The organism is Ornithinibacillus caprae, assembly GCF_009728145.1.
Taxonomy (GTDB): Bacteria; Bacillota; Bacilli; order Bacillales; family Amphibacillaceae; genus Ornithinibacillus; species Ornithinibacillus caprae.
Genome location: NZ_WOCA01000001.1, coordinates 237,731 through 256,772, shown reverse-complemented (window position 1 = coordinate 256,772; position 19,042 = coordinate 237,731). Strand labels below are relative to the sequence as shown.

General features: G+C 34.4%; 18 protein-coding genes, 1 other RNA gene and 1 other annotated feature. Of the genes, 3 read left to right on the top strand and 16 right to left on the bottom strand.

What is annotated here, in order from left to right:
* Window positions 1-251 precede the first annotated feature (251 nt).
* On the top strand, window positions 252-1,673 hold the full coding sequence (locus GMD78_RS01260; RefSeq protein ID WP_155666353.1) for a zinc ribbon domain-containing protein: 1,422 nt from the start codon (window positions 252-254) through the stop codon (window positions 1,671-1,673).
* Between the two features lie 35 nt (window positions 1,674-1,708).
* On the opposite strand, the gene greA is transcribed toward GMD78_RS01260, so the two are convergent.
* The 15 genes from greA to cymR all read right to left on the bottom strand — a co-directional run bounded on the left by greA (window position 1,709) and on the right by cymR (window position 16,405).
* Window positions 1,709-2,185, bottom strand: a complete 477-nt coding sequence (greA, locus tag GMD78_RS01255; RefSeq protein WP_155666351.1) for a transcription elongation factor GreA — start codon at window positions 2,183-2,185, stop codon at window positions 1,709-1,711.
* Between the two features lie 172 nt (window positions 2,186-2,357).
* Window positions 2,358-2,996: a uridine kinase gene (gene udk / locus GMD78_RS01250; protein ID WP_155666349.1), complete on the bottom strand. Its 639-nt coding sequence runs from the start codon at window positions 2,994-2,996 to the stop codon at window positions 2,358-2,360.
* Between the two features lie 22 nt (window positions 2,997-3,018).
* Complete coding sequence (locus tag GMD78_RS01245) at window positions 3,019-3,657, bottom strand: O-methyltransferase (RefSeq protein ID WP_155666346.1); 639 nt, start codon at window positions 3,655-3,657, stop codon at window positions 3,019-3,021.
* 218 nt (window positions 3,658-3,875) lie between these two features.
* Window positions 3,876-4,994: an endolytic transglycosylase MltG gene (gene mltG, locus GMD78_RS01240; protein ID WP_155666344.1), complete on the bottom strand. Its 1,119-nt coding sequence runs from the start codon at window positions 4,992-4,994 to the stop codon at window positions 3,876-3,878.
* A gap of 152 nt (window positions 4,995-5,146) precedes the next feature.
* The gene (locus GMD78_RS01235; RefSeq protein ID WP_155666342.1) at window positions 5,147-5,437 is read right to left on the bottom strand and encodes a DUF1292 domain-containing protein; all 291 of its coding nucleotides are present in this window, start codon (window positions 5,435-5,437) and stop codon (window positions 5,147-5,149) included.
* Window positions 5,438-5,453: 16 nt separating this feature from the next.
* Window positions 5,454-5,867, bottom strand: coding sequence for a Holliday junction resolvase RuvX (gene ruvX, locus GMD78_RS01230; protein ID WP_155666340.1), 414 nt, complete (start codon window positions 5,865-5,867; stop codon window positions 5,454-5,456).
* Complete coding sequence (locus GMD78_RS01225) at window positions 5,868-6,137, bottom strand: IreB family regulatory phosphoprotein (protein WP_155666338.1); 270 nt, start codon at window positions 6,135-6,137, stop codon at window positions 5,868-5,870.
* Window positions 6,138-6,232: 95 nt separating this feature from the next.
* On the bottom strand, window positions 6,233-8,878 hold the full coding sequence (gene alaS / locus GMD78_RS01220; RefSeq protein WP_155666336.1) for an alanine--tRNA ligase: 2,646 nt from the start codon (window positions 8,876-8,878) through the stop codon (window positions 6,233-6,235).
* 86 nt (window positions 8,879-8,964) lie between these two features.
* Window positions 8,965-9,177: a binding site (T-box leader), on the bottom strand.
* A gap of 43 nt (window positions 9,178-9,220) precedes the next feature.
* Window positions 9,221-10,288 carry an AI-2E family transporter gene (locus tag GMD78_RS01215; RefSeq protein WP_155666334.1) on the bottom strand — a complete coding sequence of 356 codons (1,068 nt, stop codon included), beginning with the start codon at window positions 10,286-10,288 and terminating at the stop codon, window positions 9,221-9,223.
* A gap of 49 nt (window positions 10,289-10,337) precedes the next feature.
* Window positions 10,338-10,526: a hypothetical protein gene (locus GMD78_RS01210; protein ID WP_155666918.1), complete on the bottom strand. Its 189-nt coding sequence runs from the start codon at window positions 10,524-10,526 to the stop codon at window positions 10,338-10,340.
* A 73-nt stretch (window positions 10,527-10,599) separates the two neighbouring features.
* The gene (gene recD2, locus GMD78_RS01205) at window positions 10,600-12,933 is read right to left on the bottom strand and encodes an SF1B family DNA helicase RecD2 (RefSeq protein WP_155666332.1); all 2,334 of its coding nucleotides are present in this window, start codon (window positions 12,931-12,933) and stop codon (window positions 10,600-10,602) included.
* Between the two features lie 12 nt (window positions 12,934-12,945).
* Window positions 12,946-13,614 carry a tetratricopeptide repeat protein gene (locus GMD78_RS01200; protein WP_155666330.1) on the bottom strand — a complete coding sequence of 223 codons (669 nt, stop codon included), beginning with the start codon at window positions 13,612-13,614 and terminating at the stop codon, window positions 12,946-12,948.
* A 75-nt stretch (window positions 13,615-13,689) separates the two neighbouring features.
* Entirely contained in the window at window positions 13,690-14,802 is a 1,113-nt protein-coding gene (mnmA, locus tag GMD78_RS01195) for a tRNA 2-thiouridine(34) synthase MnmA (RefSeq protein ID WP_155666328.1), read from the bottom strand.
* A gap of 16 nt (window positions 14,803-14,818) precedes the next feature.
* Window positions 14,819-15,961: a cysteine desulfurase family protein gene (locus tag GMD78_RS01190; protein WP_155666325.1), complete on the bottom strand. Its 1,143-nt coding sequence runs from the start codon at window positions 15,959-15,961 to the stop codon at window positions 14,819-14,821.
* Window positions 15,962-15,982: 21 nt separating this feature from the next.
* Entirely contained in the window at window positions 15,983-16,405 is a 423-nt protein-coding gene (cymR, locus tag GMD78_RS01185; protein WP_155666323.1) for a cysteine metabolism transcriptional regulator CymR, read from the bottom strand.
* A gap of 162 nt (window positions 16,406-16,567) precedes the next feature.
* Between cymR and GMD78_RS01180 the strand changes: the two genes are divergently transcribed.
* Window positions 16,568-17,851 carry a replication-associated recombination protein A gene (locus tag GMD78_RS01180; RefSeq protein ID WP_155666321.1) on the top strand — a complete coding sequence of 428 codons (1,284 nt, stop codon included), beginning with the start codon at window positions 16,568-16,570 and terminating at the stop codon, window positions 17,849-17,851.
* Window positions 17,852-18,034: 183 nt separating this feature from the next.
* The gene (locus GMD78_RS01175) at window positions 18,035-18,691 is read left to right on the top strand and encodes an RsfA family transcriptional regulator (protein ID WP_155666320.1); all 657 of its coding nucleotides are present in this window, start codon (window positions 18,035-18,037) and stop codon (window positions 18,689-18,691) included.
* Window positions 18,692-18,806: 115 nt separating this feature from the next.
* On the opposite strand, the gene ssrS is transcribed toward GMD78_RS01175, so the two are convergent.
* Window positions 18,807-18,991, bottom strand: a non-coding RNA gene (ssrS, locus tag GMD78_RS01170) — 6S RNA.
* Between the last annotated feature and the right edge of the window lie 51 nt (window positions 18,992-19,042).

The window sequence follows — 19,042 nt, the reverse complement described above, 5'->3', positions numbered from 1 at the left end:
TAACAAGTACTTTTTGTCTAGTTCTTAGGGATTATAATTGGGTGATTTTAATAATTACGTAATAATTTTGTAATATAATTGAAATATAATTAATCCGTTAGTTACCTAATTCATACTTTTTCAGATTCATTGATAATTCATATTACTTAATCTATAAATCAATCTTTTTTAAATAGTGAAAAAGTTGCATAATTTTTATTCCTACATATGGTATGATTTAATGTAGAAGTGGAGATTAGGGGTGAGAACTATTGAAATTGAAATGTATTAGTTGTGGCCATGATTTAGCTACAGACATTCAGTACTGTCCTGAATGTGGCAATAAGATAGAAAAACAACCTAAGAGAAAATTCTCTAAAAAGCTGATCACATTATTGTCACTTGGACTATTACTAGTAGTATCATTTATCGTCTTTTATTTAGTAGGAAATTCTCAACATAATCCAATACATAAAATTAATTCATTCGAAGAAGCAGTTTTAACAGAGAATCAAGAAGAACTTACTAACTTATTAGTTGCTTACGAGGATTCATTTACAATTACTGAAGACAACATAGCAACATTATTAAGCTTTTTCCAAGAAAATCCAGATTCTTTTGAAACCATTATAAACAAGTTAAAGGAAGAAGCAGAATCCTATCAGAACGGTGATGTTCCTTCTACATCAGAAACTTACGCAACCATAACTCTCGAAAAAAATGGATCAAGATGGTTATTCTTCGATGATTACAAATTAGTGGTTATACCTGCTTTCATTGAGGTATTTACCACGGATAATAGTGTAGAACTTTTTATTGATGAAGAGAAAATAGATACAACAGTTGAAGAAGGCGTTCATGAAAAAAAATACGGACCTTTTATGCCAGGTACGCATGTTTTAAAAGCCCTCTTTGATAACTCTTATGCTTCTACCGAAGAAGAGATAGAAATTAACTTGTTTAACATGGATTCAAACTCAACTAGACAAGAGATAGAAGTAAATGTAGGGAATTTTAATATTGTTTCAACCTTTGAAGACGAAGCAACCTTATTCGTAAACGATCAAGAAACCGATATCATAATTAACAAGGGAAGCCAAGTCGTAGGACCATTTCCACTAAGTGAAAATATAGAAATACACCTTCAAAAAGAAATGCCTTGGGAAACAATCATTAGTCAATCTGAAATCATTAATGATGATGTACAAGAAATTCGAATTAGTAAGGTACCTACTATTTCAGATTCAGAAGAGGAAAAAATAATCCAAATTATAAATGACGTATTCTTAACTTATACAGAAGCATTAAATGCTCGAGACGTATCCCTACTACAAGATCACATAACAGAGAATATGATACAAACTCTCGAAGAACAAATAGAATATATTGAAGAAGAGATACCTGAATACGAAGGAACCTTACGTAAAGCGCAGTATCGAGTAGACTGGTATCAAGACCCGGAATATGATGAAGAGGTAGAAGCCTATGTATTTGATATTGATGTCATGTTCACTTATTATGAACCGAATGGTAATCTTGGAAGGTTATTTAAAGGAGAAAATGATCACGAATATGAACGTGGAGTTAAAGTATTCTTACTTTATGATGAACAGGAAGCAGAATGGAAAATTGATCAATTTGATAATAGGCATTTCTTTGTATTTGAGGAAGACCCTGTTTATGAATTAGAGTAAAAAAGGTTATGCCTTAGCATAACCTTTTTTACTCTCTATTCAACTTTTAAAATTTTAACTTGAATATCTCCACCTGGTGTAGCAACCTTAAGCTCTTCACCAACAGTATGGCCTAATAAGCTTTTTGCCATAGGTGAATCGTTAGAGATTTTACCTTCAAATGGATCTGCTTCTGCACTACCTACAATCGTATATGTTTCTTCGTCGCCATCAGGTAACTCTTGAAATGTAACCGATTTACCTAAGGATACCATATCGGGATTATCATTATCATTTTCAATAATAACAGCATTACGAATCATTTTTTCTACCTGAGCAATTCTTGATTCCACAAATGCTTGCTCATCTTTAGCAGAATCATACTCTGAGTTCTCTGAAAGATCTCCGAAATCGCGGGCTACTTTAATACGTTCTACAACTTCTTGTCTTCTTTCTGTTTTTAAGTACAATAATTCCTTTTCTAATTTCTCTTTCCCCTCTTGTGTCATATAATAATTTTTCTCTACTGCCATTTAAAAAACACTCCTTTTTTATCTAATCGCGAGATCGCGGGATCCATAATAATTGAATGAACAGTATAAATTGTATGATACTATTTATACTAATTAGTCTCAAGCATTATATTAAAAAAGTTCACTTTTCATTACTATGGCAGATTTTCTTTTTATTCGCAATAGTTTCTGCTTAATAATTCGTTTGATACTTCTTCAAAATTTGTTCAATTTTTGTAGCCATTAAATCAATAGCTACATGATTTTGACCACCTTCTGGAATAATTATATCAGCATACCGCTTTGTAGGTTCCACAAATTGCAAATGCATTGGTCTAACTGCATTTAAGTATTGGTCAATAACAGAATCTAACGTTCTCCCTCGCTCCTTGATATCTCTTAACAGACGTCTAATAATTCGTAAATCAGCATCTGTATCTACAAATACTTTAATATCCATTAAATCCACTAATCTAGGGTCTTCAAGGATTAATATACCTTCAAGAATAATTACATCTTTTGGTTCTACGTCAATAACTTCCTTAGAACGAGTGTGTAACTTATAGTCATATACTGGTTTTTCAATTGGCTGATGATTTAACAATGCGTGGATGTGCTCAATTAATAAATCATTATCAAATGCCAGTGGGTGATCGTAGTTAGTATTTAATCTTTCTTCAAAAGGTAAATGACTTTGATCTTTATAATAATAGTCTTGTTCAATGACTAATATTGTTTTATCTGAAAATCGATTATAAATGGACCTGGTGACAGATGTTTTACCACTTCCGCTTCCACCTGCAACTCCAATTACTACTGGTTTATCTCGCATGCCAACATTTGGCCCCTTTCTCTTACTTTTTATAGCTAACGGCTACACCGTCTCCAATTGGTAAAATCGTTGTAACATAATCTGGATGATTCATGAGCCATTGATTAAATGCCCTTATTTTCTCTACCATTTTTTTATATCTTGGATGTTCAAAATCAGGGTTGGCAACATAACCTCTAAATAATACATTATCTGTAATAATAAATCCATTATCTTGTAGTAATGGGCTAGATAATTCGAAAAATCGCTTATATTGTCCTTTTGCAGCATCAATGAAAATACATTGGAATTTTTCCTTTTGACTTACTAGCTTTTCAATCTCTTCTAGTGCATCCCCGTGAATGACTTGTACATTAGTATGCTTATTATGTTTGGTTATATTTTCAATTGCTTGTTTGTACCGGTTTTCATCCTTCTCTATTGTTACAATTTCACTTTCGGGATTTACATGATGCATTCGCAAAGCAGAATAACCTATTGCGGTACCGACTTCCAATATCCGTTTTGGTTTATTCAATCGAATTAATTGTAGAAGAAATTCAATCCCGCTTGATTCCATGATTGGAACACGGTCAGCGGTAGCTTGTTGTTTTAATTCTTTAATCCACTCTTCATCTGGAGGTGTGATTTCCGATATATAGTTCATGATCTCTTCATTCATGGGAAAACCTCTTTGTTATTTAGATTTTAGATAACACAACATACGTTTATAACAAATTACTTTGTCCTCTTATACTTTCTTATCTCTTAAAAAACTTGGCATTCGCCAAGCCTTTATGGTGAATGCCTTAGTTGCACTTATGCAGGATAGGAAAGTTTAAACTTTTCTATCTGCCAAAAAAACGGGAAATGTGAATTAAATTCACACTTCCACTTCATTTATTGTATATATTTTCTTCTATTTTCATTATGCTCATCATTCGTTTCTGCATAATGAATATTACCTTCATCATCATGCAAGAAATATAGATAATCCGTCTCTTCTGGATATAATGTTGACTCTAATGCACTTTGTGAGAAATTTGATATTGGACCGATTGGCAAAGCGTCAATAACATACGTATTATACGGTGACTTAATTTCTAAATCGGATAATAAAACCTTCCCTTTATGGGTTCCAATAGCATATAGAACTGTTGGGTCTGTTTGGAGACGCATTCCCTCATCCATTCGATTATAAAAGATACCTGCTATTGTTTTACGCTGTTCTTCGGTTACTGCTTCTTTTTCCACTAATGATGCCATCGTAATCGCTTCATGGATGGAAAATTCTGTTTCATTTATTCCATCAATATATTCATATACAACTTCCCTCGTCTTATCCAACATATTAGTTATTAAAACTTCAACTGGTGGATCAGCTTCGTATATATCATAAGTTGCAGCAAATAAATATCCTTCTAAAGGTGTTTTAATGTCTTCATGTAAAATTTCCTCAGATAATATGGAAGGATACTCTTCCATTAATTCCTCAATATAATCCATATCATTCACTTTATCTAAGAACTCATCCTTTGTAATTGGTAACGTATCCGCATATACTTCAGCAATCTGCTCAACTGTATATCCTTCTGGAATAGTAATACGGTAAACAGGATCCTTAATAATTCTTCCACTTTTTAATGACTCAATTATTTCATCAAAGGTCATAGACTTTGTAAACGTATATTCACCAGCTTGAAATCCAGATTCATTCTTGAATTTTATGTAAAATCTAAAGATACGCGAATCTTTAATGATACCATTTTCTTCAAGTACTGAAGCGATTGTTGATGAAGATGAGCCTAATGGTATTTCTACTTCAACACCTTGTTCATTATCCGGGTCAACTGGCTGTAAACCAGATTTAATATAATTATACCCAGATATCCCACCTACTACTAAAATTAATAGTAAAGAAATAATAATAATTGCTACAATCTTACGAACAGTTCTAGCTTCTTCACCTCGTGCAATAAGATTATCTCTATATTTACCTGTCTTCTTTTTATCAGACATTCAACATACCCCTCTCATCCGGTATATTATACTAAAAAAATATAATATACGCTAGACTTAGATGATAGTCTACATTGTATTACCTTGGTTAATTTTCACATAAAAGTAGCTGATGTCAGCATGACATCAGCTACTAGAAATTTGTATACTAATTATTGATTTAACTCTTCTTCATCTGCTAATGTGTTTAGCATTTCTTCAACCATTTCCCACTCTTCATCTGATTCGATAGGAAATAGAGATAAATCATTATCATCTTTTTCTTTTTCCTCATAGCGGAACGCATAAACTTCTACTTCATCATCATCTTTTTGTTCTACTGGTACAACAGCAATATATGATTGGTTTGTCTCATCTACATCAAATGTAAACAACACTTCAAATAAGTGCTCTTCACCATTTTCATCTGGGATGATAATACGCTCTTTTTCTTCTAAAGCCATACAATACTCTCCTTTGTTATTTTTGATCAAGATAGCCCTGTAAAATCATTACGGCAGCCATTTTGTCGATAACTTTCTTGCGTTTTTTTCTACTCATGTCTGCCTCTAGTAAGACTCTTTCAGCAGCCATTGTTGTCAATCGTTCGTCCCATAAAACGGTTGGTATGTTATGCGTTTCCTCCACATGCTTAGCAAATGCTTGTGAGGCCTCACCACGTTCACCAATGGTACCGTTCATATTTTTTGGTAACCCAATAATAGCTTTCCCAATATCATATTTCGTTATAATCTCTTTTAATTCTTCATCCGCAGACGATATTTCATTTTCATCCCATTTAATAGTTGTTACACCTTGAGCAGTCCATCCTAACTCATCACTAACGGCAACACCTATAGTTTTGGAACCTACATCTAGACCCATTAATTTCATTTATTTATCCTTTTGTTGTTGCTCTAAGTAGTATTTAACTAATTCCTCAATCACTTCATCGCGTTCAACTTTGCGGATTAAATTTCTAGCATCTTTATAGCGTGGGATATAAGCCGGATCACCAGACAATAAGTAACCAACAATTTGATTGATTGGGTTATATCCTTTTTCCTGCAAAGCCTCATGTACTGTCATAAGAATCTCTTTTATGTCTTGGTCAAATGGTTCTTCTGAAAAATTAAACTTCATCGTTTTGTCAATCGAGCTCATCGTGACACCTCATTCCATATATTACCCTTCTTCCATTATTTTAACATGTTTAAAAGATTAAATATATCTTTTTTACATGATCAAAGTAGGGCTGATTATTTATTATCCAAATTATTCGTCACGTATTCTTTTACATGTGAGAGGGCTTCATTAATTTTACTAGGATCTTTTCCACCAGCTTGTGCCATATCGGGGCGTCCACCACCGCCACCGCCACAAATTTGTGCAACCTCTTTGATCAGATTACCTGCATGCAGTCCTCTCTCAATTAAATCTTTGGATACTCCTACTGTTAATTGTACTTTTTGATTATTTTCTGCTGCTAATAATATAATTCCCGACCCAATTTTTTGTTTTAATTCATCAACCATATTACGTAGCTGGTTCATGTCCTTAACATTTACTTTTTGAGCTAATATATTTATATCGTTAACTGTTTCTACTTGATCTAAAATATTAGAAGCTTCCAAATTTGATAACTTAGCATGTAGGGATTCATTTTCTTTTTGAACAGCTTTTATTTCTTGGAATAACCCTTCAATTCGTTCTGGTAGTTTTTCTTCGCTAGTCTTCACTAATTGTGCAGATTGCTGTAATAAGTCTAATTTTCCTGTTAAGTAGTTGTATGCCTCTTTACTTGTAACAGCTTCAATTCTTCTAGTTCCAGCACCTATTCCACCTTCAGAGACCAATTTAAACAAGCCAATTTCTGAAGTATTTCGAACATGACATCCACCACATAATTCGATACTATAATCACCTATTTGAACAACGCGAACAACATCTCCGTATTTTTCACCAAATAAAGCCATTGCTCCCATTTCTTTTGCTTCTGCTAGCTTTTTATTATCAATGACCACAGGAATCGAATTCCAAACCTTTTCATTTACGATTTTCTCTATTTGTTGTAATTCTTCCTTAGTTACTGCACTAAAATGTGAGAAGTCAAATCGTAATCGATCAGGAGTCACTAAAGAACCAGCTTGATTTACATGTGTTCCTAAGACATCTTTTAATGCTTGATGTAATAAATGAGTCGCCGTATGATTTTTAATGATGGATGTTCGGAATTGGTTATCAACCATTGCTTTCACTTGATCTCCTACTTTAAGCTCGCCATCTTTTACACGAACTTTATGAATATGATCGCCTTTAGGAGATTTTTGCACATCTTCTACATATGCAGAAGCACTATCCGTATAGATCCATCCCTTGTCTGCAACTTGACCGCCGCTTTCAGCATAAAATGGTGTTTCTTGTAAAAACACATAAACCTCTTCACCAGCACTTACAGATTCTATCGTTTCTTTTCCACTTATAATGGTCTGAACGGTCGTTTGAGATTCTAGTGAATCATACCCAACAAAATCACTTTGTACGTCTATCTTACTTAGTATATCATCTTGAACTTTCATAGAATCTACCTTTTGTCGAGCATTTCTAGCACGCTCACGCTGTTTTTCCATTTCTTTATTAAATGCTTCTTCGTCTATTGTAAACCCTTGTTGCTCAACATACTCTTCTGTTAGTTCTTTAGGGAAGCCATACGTATCGTAAAGGCGAAACACCTCTTCGCCTGGAAACACCTTACTACCCTTTTCCTTCTCTTTTTCAATAATTGACGTTAGGATGTCTAATCCATCATTTAATGTTTCATGGAATCGCTCTTCTTCTACCTTAATAATGTTTTGAATGAAATCTTTTTGTTTCAATACTTCTGCATAGAAATCCTTCATGATTTCGCCTACTGTTGGAACTAGTTCATACATAAATGGTCGATCAATACCAAGCTCTTTTGCAAATCGTACAGCACGGCGTAATAATCTTCGTAATACATATCCTCTTCCCTCATTTGAAGGAAGTGCACCATCACTAACGGCAAAGCTAACGGTTCGAATATGGTCAGCAATAACTTTATAAGCTGTATCGCTTTCCTTTTGCTTTCCATACGGTGTTTGCGTTAATTTTTCTGTTTTCTGAATGATTGGCATGAATAAATCTGTTTCGAAGTTAGTTGGTACATCTTGAATAACAGACACCATTCTCTCAAGTCCCATACCAGTATCAATATTTTTCTTCGGTAGTGGTGTATATGTGTCGTCAGGATTATGATTGAATTGAGAAAATACAAGATTCCAAATCTCTAAATAACGATCATTTTCTCCACCTGGGTAAAGCTCTGGATCATTTGGATCATTCCCATATTTCTCTCCTCGGTCATAAAAAATTTCTGTGTTTGGCCCACTTGGCCCTTCTCCAATATCCCAAAAATTCTCTTCAAGACGAATGATTCTTTCTTTAGGTATCTTCATATCGTTTAACCATATGTCATATGCTTCGTCATCTTCAGGATGAACAGTTACCGATAATCGTTCTGGATTAAATCCTATCCACTTATCGCTTGTTAAAAACTCCCAAGCCCATTCAATTGCTTCCTTTTTAAAATAATCGCCAATCGAAAAATTGCCTAACATCTCGAAAAATGTATGATGTCTTGCTGTATATCCTACATTTTCAATGTCATTCGTACGAATAGATTTCTGTGCATTAACGATGCGTGGGTTATCTGGTATCACACGACCGTCAAAGTATTTCTTTAATGTCGCTACCCCACTATTGATCCATAGTAGGGTTGGATCATCCTTCGGTACAAGTGATGCACTTGGTTCGATGCGATGTCCCTTTTCTTTGAAAAAGTCTAAAAACATTTGCCTAACTTGTGCAGAAGTTAACTGTTTCATTTTTATTACCTCCGAAAATTTGTTTTTTACAAAAGTTGTTCTAAAAGATGCTATTAAAACATAAAAAAATCTCCTCTCTGCTTAATTGCAGGGACGAGATATATCGCGGTACCACCCTAATTATGAACAACATATTATATTGCTCATCACTTGATCATGGTAACGGTTTGAAACCGACGGGGATTGGCCGCACTCCAGTTTAGCTTTCCATGGCTCTTAATTAGGATTTTTTTCAGCCCAGCGAAAATCCCTCTCTGAAAATTTGAGTTCCATGTACTCTTCACCTTCAACATATTATCAATATAACGTTATGCGATATTATAGAAAACTTTTACTAAAAAGTCAACGCTCACGACCTATGGTAATGACATGTTTTGTAATTACGTTGAAAATTGTCAGCAATGGTACAGCGAGTATCATTCCAAGTACTCCGCCCACTTTTCCCCCTAGTAGCAATGCAAAGATAATAGCTACCGGATGAATGGAAACACTTTTTCCTACAATATATGGCTGCAGTAAATTACTTTCTATTAATTGAATCACAAAAATAGAAATAATTACAAACAAAACTAGCTTTCCTGACATGGTTAATGCAATTCCAATAGCAGGAATCGCACCAATTATTGGACCAAAATAGGGGATAAAGTTTGTTATTCCCATTATGATAGCAAGTAGCAATGCATATTTTAACCCTAGAAAATAGAAAATCACGTATGAAGTGAGACTGACAAATAGACAAACGATCAATTGTCCACGAATATAATTCCCCAGACTTTCATCGATTGCATGTATTAATTTACTTGCTTGTGGCTGATATTTCTGTGGAATAAACCCTTTCATATACCCTCTTATTTTGGTATAGTCTTTTAAAAAATAAAAAACAAGAACGGGAATGACTGTAATTATAACAATCATATCGAATATTCGTGTGAAACCACCCATTACATTTCCGATTAAACGTTCCATGTATGTTTCAACATTGCCTATGATATCATCAATCTTGTCATGAACAGCCTCTGGAAGAAAAGAAGTTGATTCATAAATTTGATAAATTAGGTCTTGATATAATTTGACCAGTTGTGGCAAATACTCATTCAAATCCCGTAACTGGTGTACTACCGCTGGATAAATGCGGTATATTAAATAACCAACACCACCAAAAAATAAAAGATAAATGATTAATACTGCGATGCTTCTTGGGATGTTATAATGATGTATTTTGTTAACGATCGGATAAAGAAGATATGCTATTAAGCAAGCAATTAAAAAAGGTGTAAAAAGCTGTAATAAAAATGCAAAAAATGCTTGATAAAATGGAAATAACGTAACAAGTAAATAAATAAATAAAAATAATAATATACCTGTTATAATCCAATAAAGGAAGTTTAATGGTTTCTTGTGCATAAACATAGATGACCTCTCCTTAGTATAAAAATAGGGTTACATATTACACTAAGGGTTACCATTTTAGCTTCCTTTCATCATCAGTAAATAAATCATTTAACGAGCTTAACGAACCATCTGCTTCGACTTGATGAACGGTTAGTTCATCCCCGGTGACAGACATCTCAATAAAGCAATTCCAGCAATAGAATTGCTGAGACCCAATTTTACCTATATCCTTTCCATTACAGTTTGGGCATTGCATAAACATAATATCTCCCCTATTATTGCTAAGATATTATGTTATGCTAACCGAAATTTAGTAAATTATACCTTCGTTACATAAAATCATATGGAGAGATATCCTCTGCCTCTATCGTTACTGTTGAATTCAAGTCGTCATCTTTCCTACTACTCTCTAATCGTTCTGATAGATGTTCCTTTAGTGATGTATATCTTTTATTGGTATCAAGTGTTTGAATACCTCTCAATAGCGCATTTGTTTCCCCACAAATAATTAATGATTGTTTTCCTCTTGTAATCGCCGTATAAATTAAGTTCTTACGTAACATACGATGATATGCTGAAACGATAGGTAAAATTACAATAGGAAACTCACTACCCTGGGATTTATGGATGGAGACACAGTAGGCATGCATAAGATTTGTATAGTCTTTCCGTACATAAACGACCTCTTTCTCATCAAATAAAACAACCATTTGTTCAACATGATCTACGTTTTCATCTTCTTCAAAAATAGCTACTACTTCACCTATGTCCCCATTGAAAACACCATCTTCAGGTTGATTCACCAGTTGAATTACTTTATCCCCTATACGAAAAATCGAATCATTCACTTTTACTTCACGTTTCTTGGAAGTTTTCGGATTCACTAGCTGCTGTAATGCTTTATTAATCATGGTGATCCCTGCTTGATTACGATACATTGGTGCTAGCACTTGAATATCTCGGACATCTATACCTTTATCGACAGCTCGTTTAAACACTTTTGTGATCACATCAACTACTTGATGCTCACGACAATTTATAAAGCTAAAATCTTTATCATTGTGCAACAAATCGGTTTGAAAGGAATCATTTTTTATAGCGTGTGCTAACTGAATAATTTTCGATCCTTCTTTTTGTCGATATACTTCATGTAAACTAACAGTTGAAATAATGGCACTTTCTAATAAATCGGTAAGTACTTGCCCTGGACCAACAGAAGGCAATTGGTCCTCATCACCAACTAACAAGACTTGCATATCATCTGGAATTGCTTTAAATAAATGATTTGCAAGCCAAATATCTACCATAGAAAACTCATCTACAATTAATACTTTTCCAGATAATTGTTCATGTTCATTCTTTTCAAATCCATCATTACCATTCCAACCAAGTAATCGATGAATCGTTACAGCAGGTAGACCGGTAGATTCATTTAGTCGTTTAGCGGCACGGCCTGTTGGTGCAGTTAAAACAAATGGAAAATCAGATTTATTTTCATAGTCCATCGGATCGATGGATAAGCTATGAATGGCACCATACGCCTTAATAATTCCTTTAATAACCGTTGTTTTTCCAGTACCTGGACCACCTGTTAAAATCATAAGTTTCGAGTGCAGCGCTTGATTAATTGCATTAAATTGTTCTTTTCCATAGCTTAAAACTTCATCTTCTTCTATATCGCCAATAATTTTCATCAACTCTGCCATCGTTGTATCAAATTCGAGTTCTTTTTCTAGTAGTCGTTTAACATGAGAGGCAAATCCATCTTCTGCATAATAAAGGGATGGCAAATAGACATTACCATTTTGTAAAATAACTGTTTTTGCTTTATTTAATTCTTCAAGCTGTTTGGTAATAATAGATTCATCTAGAGACTGTTCTGGGTTTATTAGCAATTGAAGAACTTGTTGTATACAATCTTTGATAGGCAAAAACACATGTCCTTCTTGAACGCTCTTTTGTAATACAAAAATACAACCTGCACCAATTCTATTAGGATGTGTTAACGATAACCCATTTCGTTTAGCAATTTCATCAGCAGTTTGAAACCCAAACCCTTCGATATCAAAAACATATCGGTAGGGATCTTCTTGCAAAATATCAATTGCATCTTCTTTATAGACTTGGTAGATCTTTTGTGCCATTTTCAACCCAATATTGTACTTAGAAAGATTCACAACAACATGTTCAAACCCTTGATGTTCTCGCAAACGTTTAGCTAATTCTTCTGCATTCTCTTTCTTTAAACCTGGTACAGATGAGAGTGCATTCTCATCATTGAGAATCTTAGACACTGCCGTTTCACCTAAATGACTAACAATTTTCTTAGCAGTTTTCTTGCCTATACCATAAAACAGGTCACTAGATAAATAGGCTATTAGGCCGTCTGTTGTATCTGGAATAAAGGTCTGGTAGGAACTCACATGGTACTGTGTCCCATATCTAGGATGATTTTCAAATTCCCCATAAAAATAATAAATATTACCTTCTTGGAGACTGGAAAAATACCCCTTAGCTACAATTTCCTTTTCACGATAGCTAGTATTTGTGTCGTGGATTTTTATTTTAACAATTGAAAAATGCTCTGCATCATTTTTAAATATCGTATAAAGAAGTTCACCTTTGATATATTCTTTTTCCCCAGAACCTATTTCCATCAACATAACCCCACTGTCTTACTGATCTTTTTCCGCTAATAATTCTTCCAGCTTACTTTTCCCATTTGCTGCTAACACATGATCTGGTTGAATGACTAGTGCTTGATTAAAATGGCTAAGTGCCTCTTCAGCCTGATCTTGAAATAATTCTATTACTCCCAAATTATAATGAGCATCACTATGTTCGTTATCTTTTGCTAATACCTGTTGGAAGACTTCTTTTGCATCTTCAATCAGATTACTTTGCGCAAGAGCTAGTCCATATTGAAAAAGAAGTTCTACATCATCTGGATTTAATTCTGTTGCACGTAATAAATATGGTAATGCTAATTTATAATGCTCTTGATGTTGAAACGTCATTCCAAGCATAAAATAAACATCCGCTTCTTCTAGACCTAGTTCAATTGCTTTTTGATAATACTCTTGTGCTTTATGATAATCAGCTTGTTCAAAAAATAAATTTCCTAACCCATAGTAAGCAATTGCAGCTTTATCATCTAATTCAATTGCTTTTTCAAAAAATCGTTTCGCACGTTCTTCATCCTTTACATGTAATAAAAGATTTCCGAAATTTATATAGCCAAGAGGTTCTTCCGGATTTTCTTGAATAACTTCATTAAAGATACTCGCTGCTTCTTCAAACTTATTTTCCTTCATTAATTGAATTGCTTTTGCATTTTTATCCATATGTAATTCTCCTTACATGTTAAAACGGATCACGCACATGTGAATTTTATTCATTTAGAGCGTGATCCTGCTTATTTAACCTACATAATCTAAAGCTATCTCATTTTTAATTACTTCATCAATCGTTCCGCCACCAAGACAGACATCCCCATTATAGAAAACAACAGCCTGTCCTGGAGTAATTGCACGTTGCTTTTCATCAAATACTACCTTTACATTACCATCTTCCAATACATGAACAGTAACCCCACAATCTTCTTGACGATAGCGGAATTTTGCTGTGCAGCTAAATGTACGTTCTATATCATCAGGGTTAATCCAATTTACATCGGTAGCAAGTAAAGAATCCGAATATAATTTTTCATTATGATAACCTTGCTCTACATACAAAATATTTTCTTTTAAATTCTTTCCAACCACAAACCAAGGATCACCAGCTCCACCAATTCCCAACCCTTGTCGTTGTCCTATCGTGTAATACATCAAGCCATCATGCTTACCCTTTACAATCCCGTCTAAGGTTTGCATTTCTCCAGGTTGTGCAGGTAAATATTCACTAAGAAACTCTTTGAAATTACGTTCACCAATAAAGCAAATTCCAGTACTATCCTTTTTGGTTGCTGTTACAAGTCCATAGTCCTTAGCAATTTCTCTGACTTTAGATTTCGGTAAATGACCTAATGGAAACATTACCTTTTGTAGAACATCTTCTGATAGTTGATTTAAGAAGTATGTTTGGTCTTTATTATCATCAACACCCCGTAGCATTTCATATTTCCCATTATTTTCGCGAACCTGTGCATAGTGACCAGTTGCCAAATAATCTGCTCCAAGGGACAAGGCATGATCTAAAAATGCCTTGAATTTAATTTCTTTATTACACATAACATCTGGATTAGGAGTTCTTCCTGCTTTATATTCATCCAAGAAGTACGTAAACACTTTATCCCAATACTGCTTTTCAAAGTTTACTGCATAATATGGTATATCTAATTGATTACAAACACGAACTACATCATCAAAATCTTCGGTAGCTGTACATACTCCGAATTCATCGGTGTCATCCCAATTTTTCATAAAGATACCGACCACGTCATACCCTTGTTCTTTTAACAGAAGTGCTGCAACGGATGAATCCACTCCACCACTCATTCCAACTACAACTCGTGTGTTTTGATTGTCACTCATGTTGTTCACCACCCTTTTACTTTGTTAATCGTTTAATAATTGTAGCAACCCTACTTGCTGCTTCTGTCACATTCTCTTTTGTGTTAAATATACCGAAGCTAAAACGAATCGAGTTAGTTGTACATTCATTATTTTCACCGTATATCGCAGACAATACGTGCGAAGGCTCTACAGATCCAGCAGTACATGCACTCCCGCTTGATGCTGCAATACCTGCTAAATCAAAATTAGTTAATAAAGTCTCTACATTTGTACCAGGAAAGCTAATATTAACTATTGCAGGTACCGTATTCTCCTGTCTTCCGTTCAAATCAAACGTAATTCCTTCTTCTTTTAATACAGAAAGGAATAAATCTTTAAATTGATGATACTCTTGTCTTCGAGATACCCTATTTTCCATGGCCAACTCAACAGCTTTTTGAAAGCCTACTGCACCAACTACATTTTCCGTTCCCGGACGACGTTTGCGTTCTTGTTCCCCACCATATTGAAGTGATTGAAGTTTTACATCTTCACCAGCATAAAGAAACCCTATTCCTTTTGGTCCATTGATTTTATGTGCAGAAACCGTTAATAAATCTATTCCCATTTCCTTTACATCAATATCTAACAATCCATATGCTTGAACAGCATCTGTATGGAAGTATGCTTGATGATCACGTAGTAATGACGCTACTTCTTCGATTGGCTGTATGACTCCCGTTTCATTATTAACATACATAACGGAAACAAGAATTGTTTGATCTGTTAGTGCTGCTTTCAAATCCTCAACACGGATCACTCCATCCTCCGTTACAGGTAAATACGTTACTTCAAAGCCCTCTTTTTCCAAATATTCGGCAGTGTGGAGTGTCGCATGGTGTTCCTGTATTGTCGTAATAATATGGTTCCCTTTATCTTTATTTGCATTAGCTGTTCCTATTATTGCTAAGTTATCTGCTTCGGTGCCTCCACTAGTGAAGATAATTTCTTTCTCATTTGCATGAATACTATTAGCTAGTACCCTTCTTGATTCATCTAATAGTTGTCTAGCTTTTCTACCAAATGAGTGAACACTAGATGGATTACCAAAAACCTCATTAAAAATAGGATACATTGCATCAACTACACGTTTATCCATTGGGGTTGTTGCTGCATGGTCCAAATATATGTGTTCCATGTTGGTCTTCCCTTCCTTCCATTAAATATAGAACATATATGCATCCTGTACTAATTCATCTTCATCATAATTGATTAAGTCTTGTAATGTTGTTGTATCTAATACATCTTTAACAGCATCTCGAATTCGTAACCAAAGCTGTTGTTTTGCTGGCTCTTCATCTTCAATCCCTTCTACCGGTGTAATTGGACCTTCTAATACACGGATAATATCCCCAGCACTAATTTCTCTAGGCTCCTTCGGTAACATATACCCTCCGTAAGCACCTCGAACACTTTTGATCAACCCAGCATTTCTTAATGGTGTTGCAAGCTGCTCTAAATAATGCTCTGATAAATCATTTTCTCTAGCAATGACTTTTAAAGGTGTTGGTCCATCACCGTATTTCTTAGCTAACTCGATCATTATTGTTAAACCGTAACGGCCTTTTGTAGAAATTTTCATAATAACATACTCCCCTAATAACCTTTATCCATACAAATATAACATATTGTGAACAAAGATTTGAATACATGGTATTATAGCACGAAATATTAGTCTCTTGCATTTTATCGAATTCAGGCTTAGTGTTAAATTAGAAAATTATTATTAAAAAGGACGAGTACCATGAAACAACAACCATTAGCTTATCGAATGAGACCATCTCATATTTCAGAAATAATTGGACAAGAACATTTAGTTGGTGAAGGAAAAATAATACATCGAATGATTAAAGCAGAACGATTAGCGTCTATGATCCTCTTCGGACCACCTGGTACTGGTAAGACGTCAATGGCTGTCGCATTAGCCAAAAGTTTGAACTTACCTGTTAGACTATTAAATGCTGTAGTTGATAAAAAGAAAGATATAGAAATAGTTGTAGAGGAAGCAAAAATGTCTGGACAGATAGTCTTGATATTAGATGAAGTACATCGATTAGATAAAGCAAAACAAGATTTCTTGCTTCCTCATTTAGAGAGTAATTTAATTACATTGATCGGTTGTACTACTAGTAATCCCTATCATGCAATTAACCCAGCTATTAGAAGTAGATGTCATCTTTTTGAACTTAAAGCACTAACTGTAGAAGAAGTTAAAGTTGCATTACAAAGAGCGATTATTGACGATGAAAAAGGGCTAGGCAACTTCCATATTGATATTACAGACGATGCTCTTGAACATTTAGCAGGTAGTTCGAATGGCGATATGCGTTCTGCTTTAAATGGATTGGAGTTAGCCGTTTCTTCTACACCTAAAAATGAAAGTAATCAGGTTTTCATTAATCTAAATACTGCGGAAGAATGTATGCAGAAAAAGAGTTTTTCACATGACAAAGATGGGGATGCCCATTATGATGTGCTTTCAGCATTTCAAAAGTCCATCAGAGGCAGTGACGTTGACGCTGCACTTCACTATTTAGGAAGATTAATTGAAGCTGGTGACTTAGATAGTATTGCAAGAAGAATGATTGTAATTGCTTATGAAGATATTGGGCTTGCGAACCCACAGGCAGGACCACGAGCAGTTGCAGCTGTTGAAGCAGCTGAGCGTCTAGGCTTTCCTGAAGCTCGAATCCCTTTATCCGTTGCAATAGTTGAACTCTGTCTATCACCTAAATCCAATACTGCATACAAAGCACTTGATTCTGCATTAGCTGATATTCGTAGTGGAAAATCTGGTGAAATACCAATTCATCTTAAAGATTCTCATTATCAAGGCGCGAAAAAATTAGGAAGAGGAGTAGAGTATAAGTATCCTCATAATTATGAAAATGGATGGGTAAGCCAGCAATATCTACCTGATTCAATAAAAAACAAACAATATTATCATCCGAAAAGTACAGGAAAATTTGAACAAGCTATGAAACAAGTTTACGAAAAAATACGTTTAGATAAAAAGAACAGTAATTAATACGTATAAATCCTTTTCCAAACGGTCAAACTAATAAAAAATAAACTATGTGTTCAAAAAGCCATTCAATCTAATTAAACTTTGTATCTATATACTGAAGGGACTTTTTGAGAGAAATTAATAGTTATAAAATCTATTGTTTATGAATCAACGCTGTGATTTGGAAAAGGAGATGAAATAAAAATGGTTAAAGTTAGACAAGATGCTTGGTCACATGAAGATGATCTATTATTAGCAGAAACCGTCTTGCGCCATATTAGAGAAGGCAGTACACAATTAAATGCATTTGAGGAAGTTGGAGATAAGTTAAATCGAACTTCAGCAGCGTGTGGGTTTCGTTGGAACGCAGAGATAAGGCAAAAATATGAAGATGCTATTGATCTTGCAAAAAGACAACGAAAAGAGAAAAAGCGTGCTTTGGAACGGTCCAAATCCAGGACCAAAAAGCCTGTCGTTGCGCTACAACAAGAGTATAATAGTGAAGAAATATCACAAAATGAAGTTACTAGTGAATCTACGATAACGTTAGATACTGTTATCCAATTTCTCAAACAAATGAAAAAAGACTATTATGCTTCTAATCAATCAAAGCTAACACTAGATCAAACACAAAAAGAAAATGAAATGCTAAAACAAAAGATTAGTAAATTAGAAAAACAATTAGTTCAAACTGAGGAACAATTAAATACAATTCAAGAAGATTATCAAGTATTTGTCCAAATTATGGATCGTGCTAGAAAAATGACAGTCTTAGATGACCATGGTTCATCCATGAAAGCACCAGCATTCCGAATGGATAAAAACGGTAACCTAGAGCAATTGGCTCAAGGTTCAAATTAATCATCTGTTTACCTCCCATATTTCAATTAATATTTATATGGGAGGTTTTAATGTATAAAAACGGCATGAAATCATCCCAGTGATGAATTTCATGCCGTTTACATATTATGTATTCGTCAATCCCAATAGTGCCGTCTATTTGATAGTTTTGATCCCGCTCGCAGCAGGTGGGTGCCCTGTTTTATATGTGTTGTACTTCCTCTGTGTATGAGGCATGCACGCAATATAAAAACGATTAGGCTCCCAATCATTTAAATGTTCGGTCAAAACATTTTACCTAGACGTACACATCAGGATTGATAACAATTTCTATTTGTAAAAATATATTAACATATTGACTCTGTTTTTTCA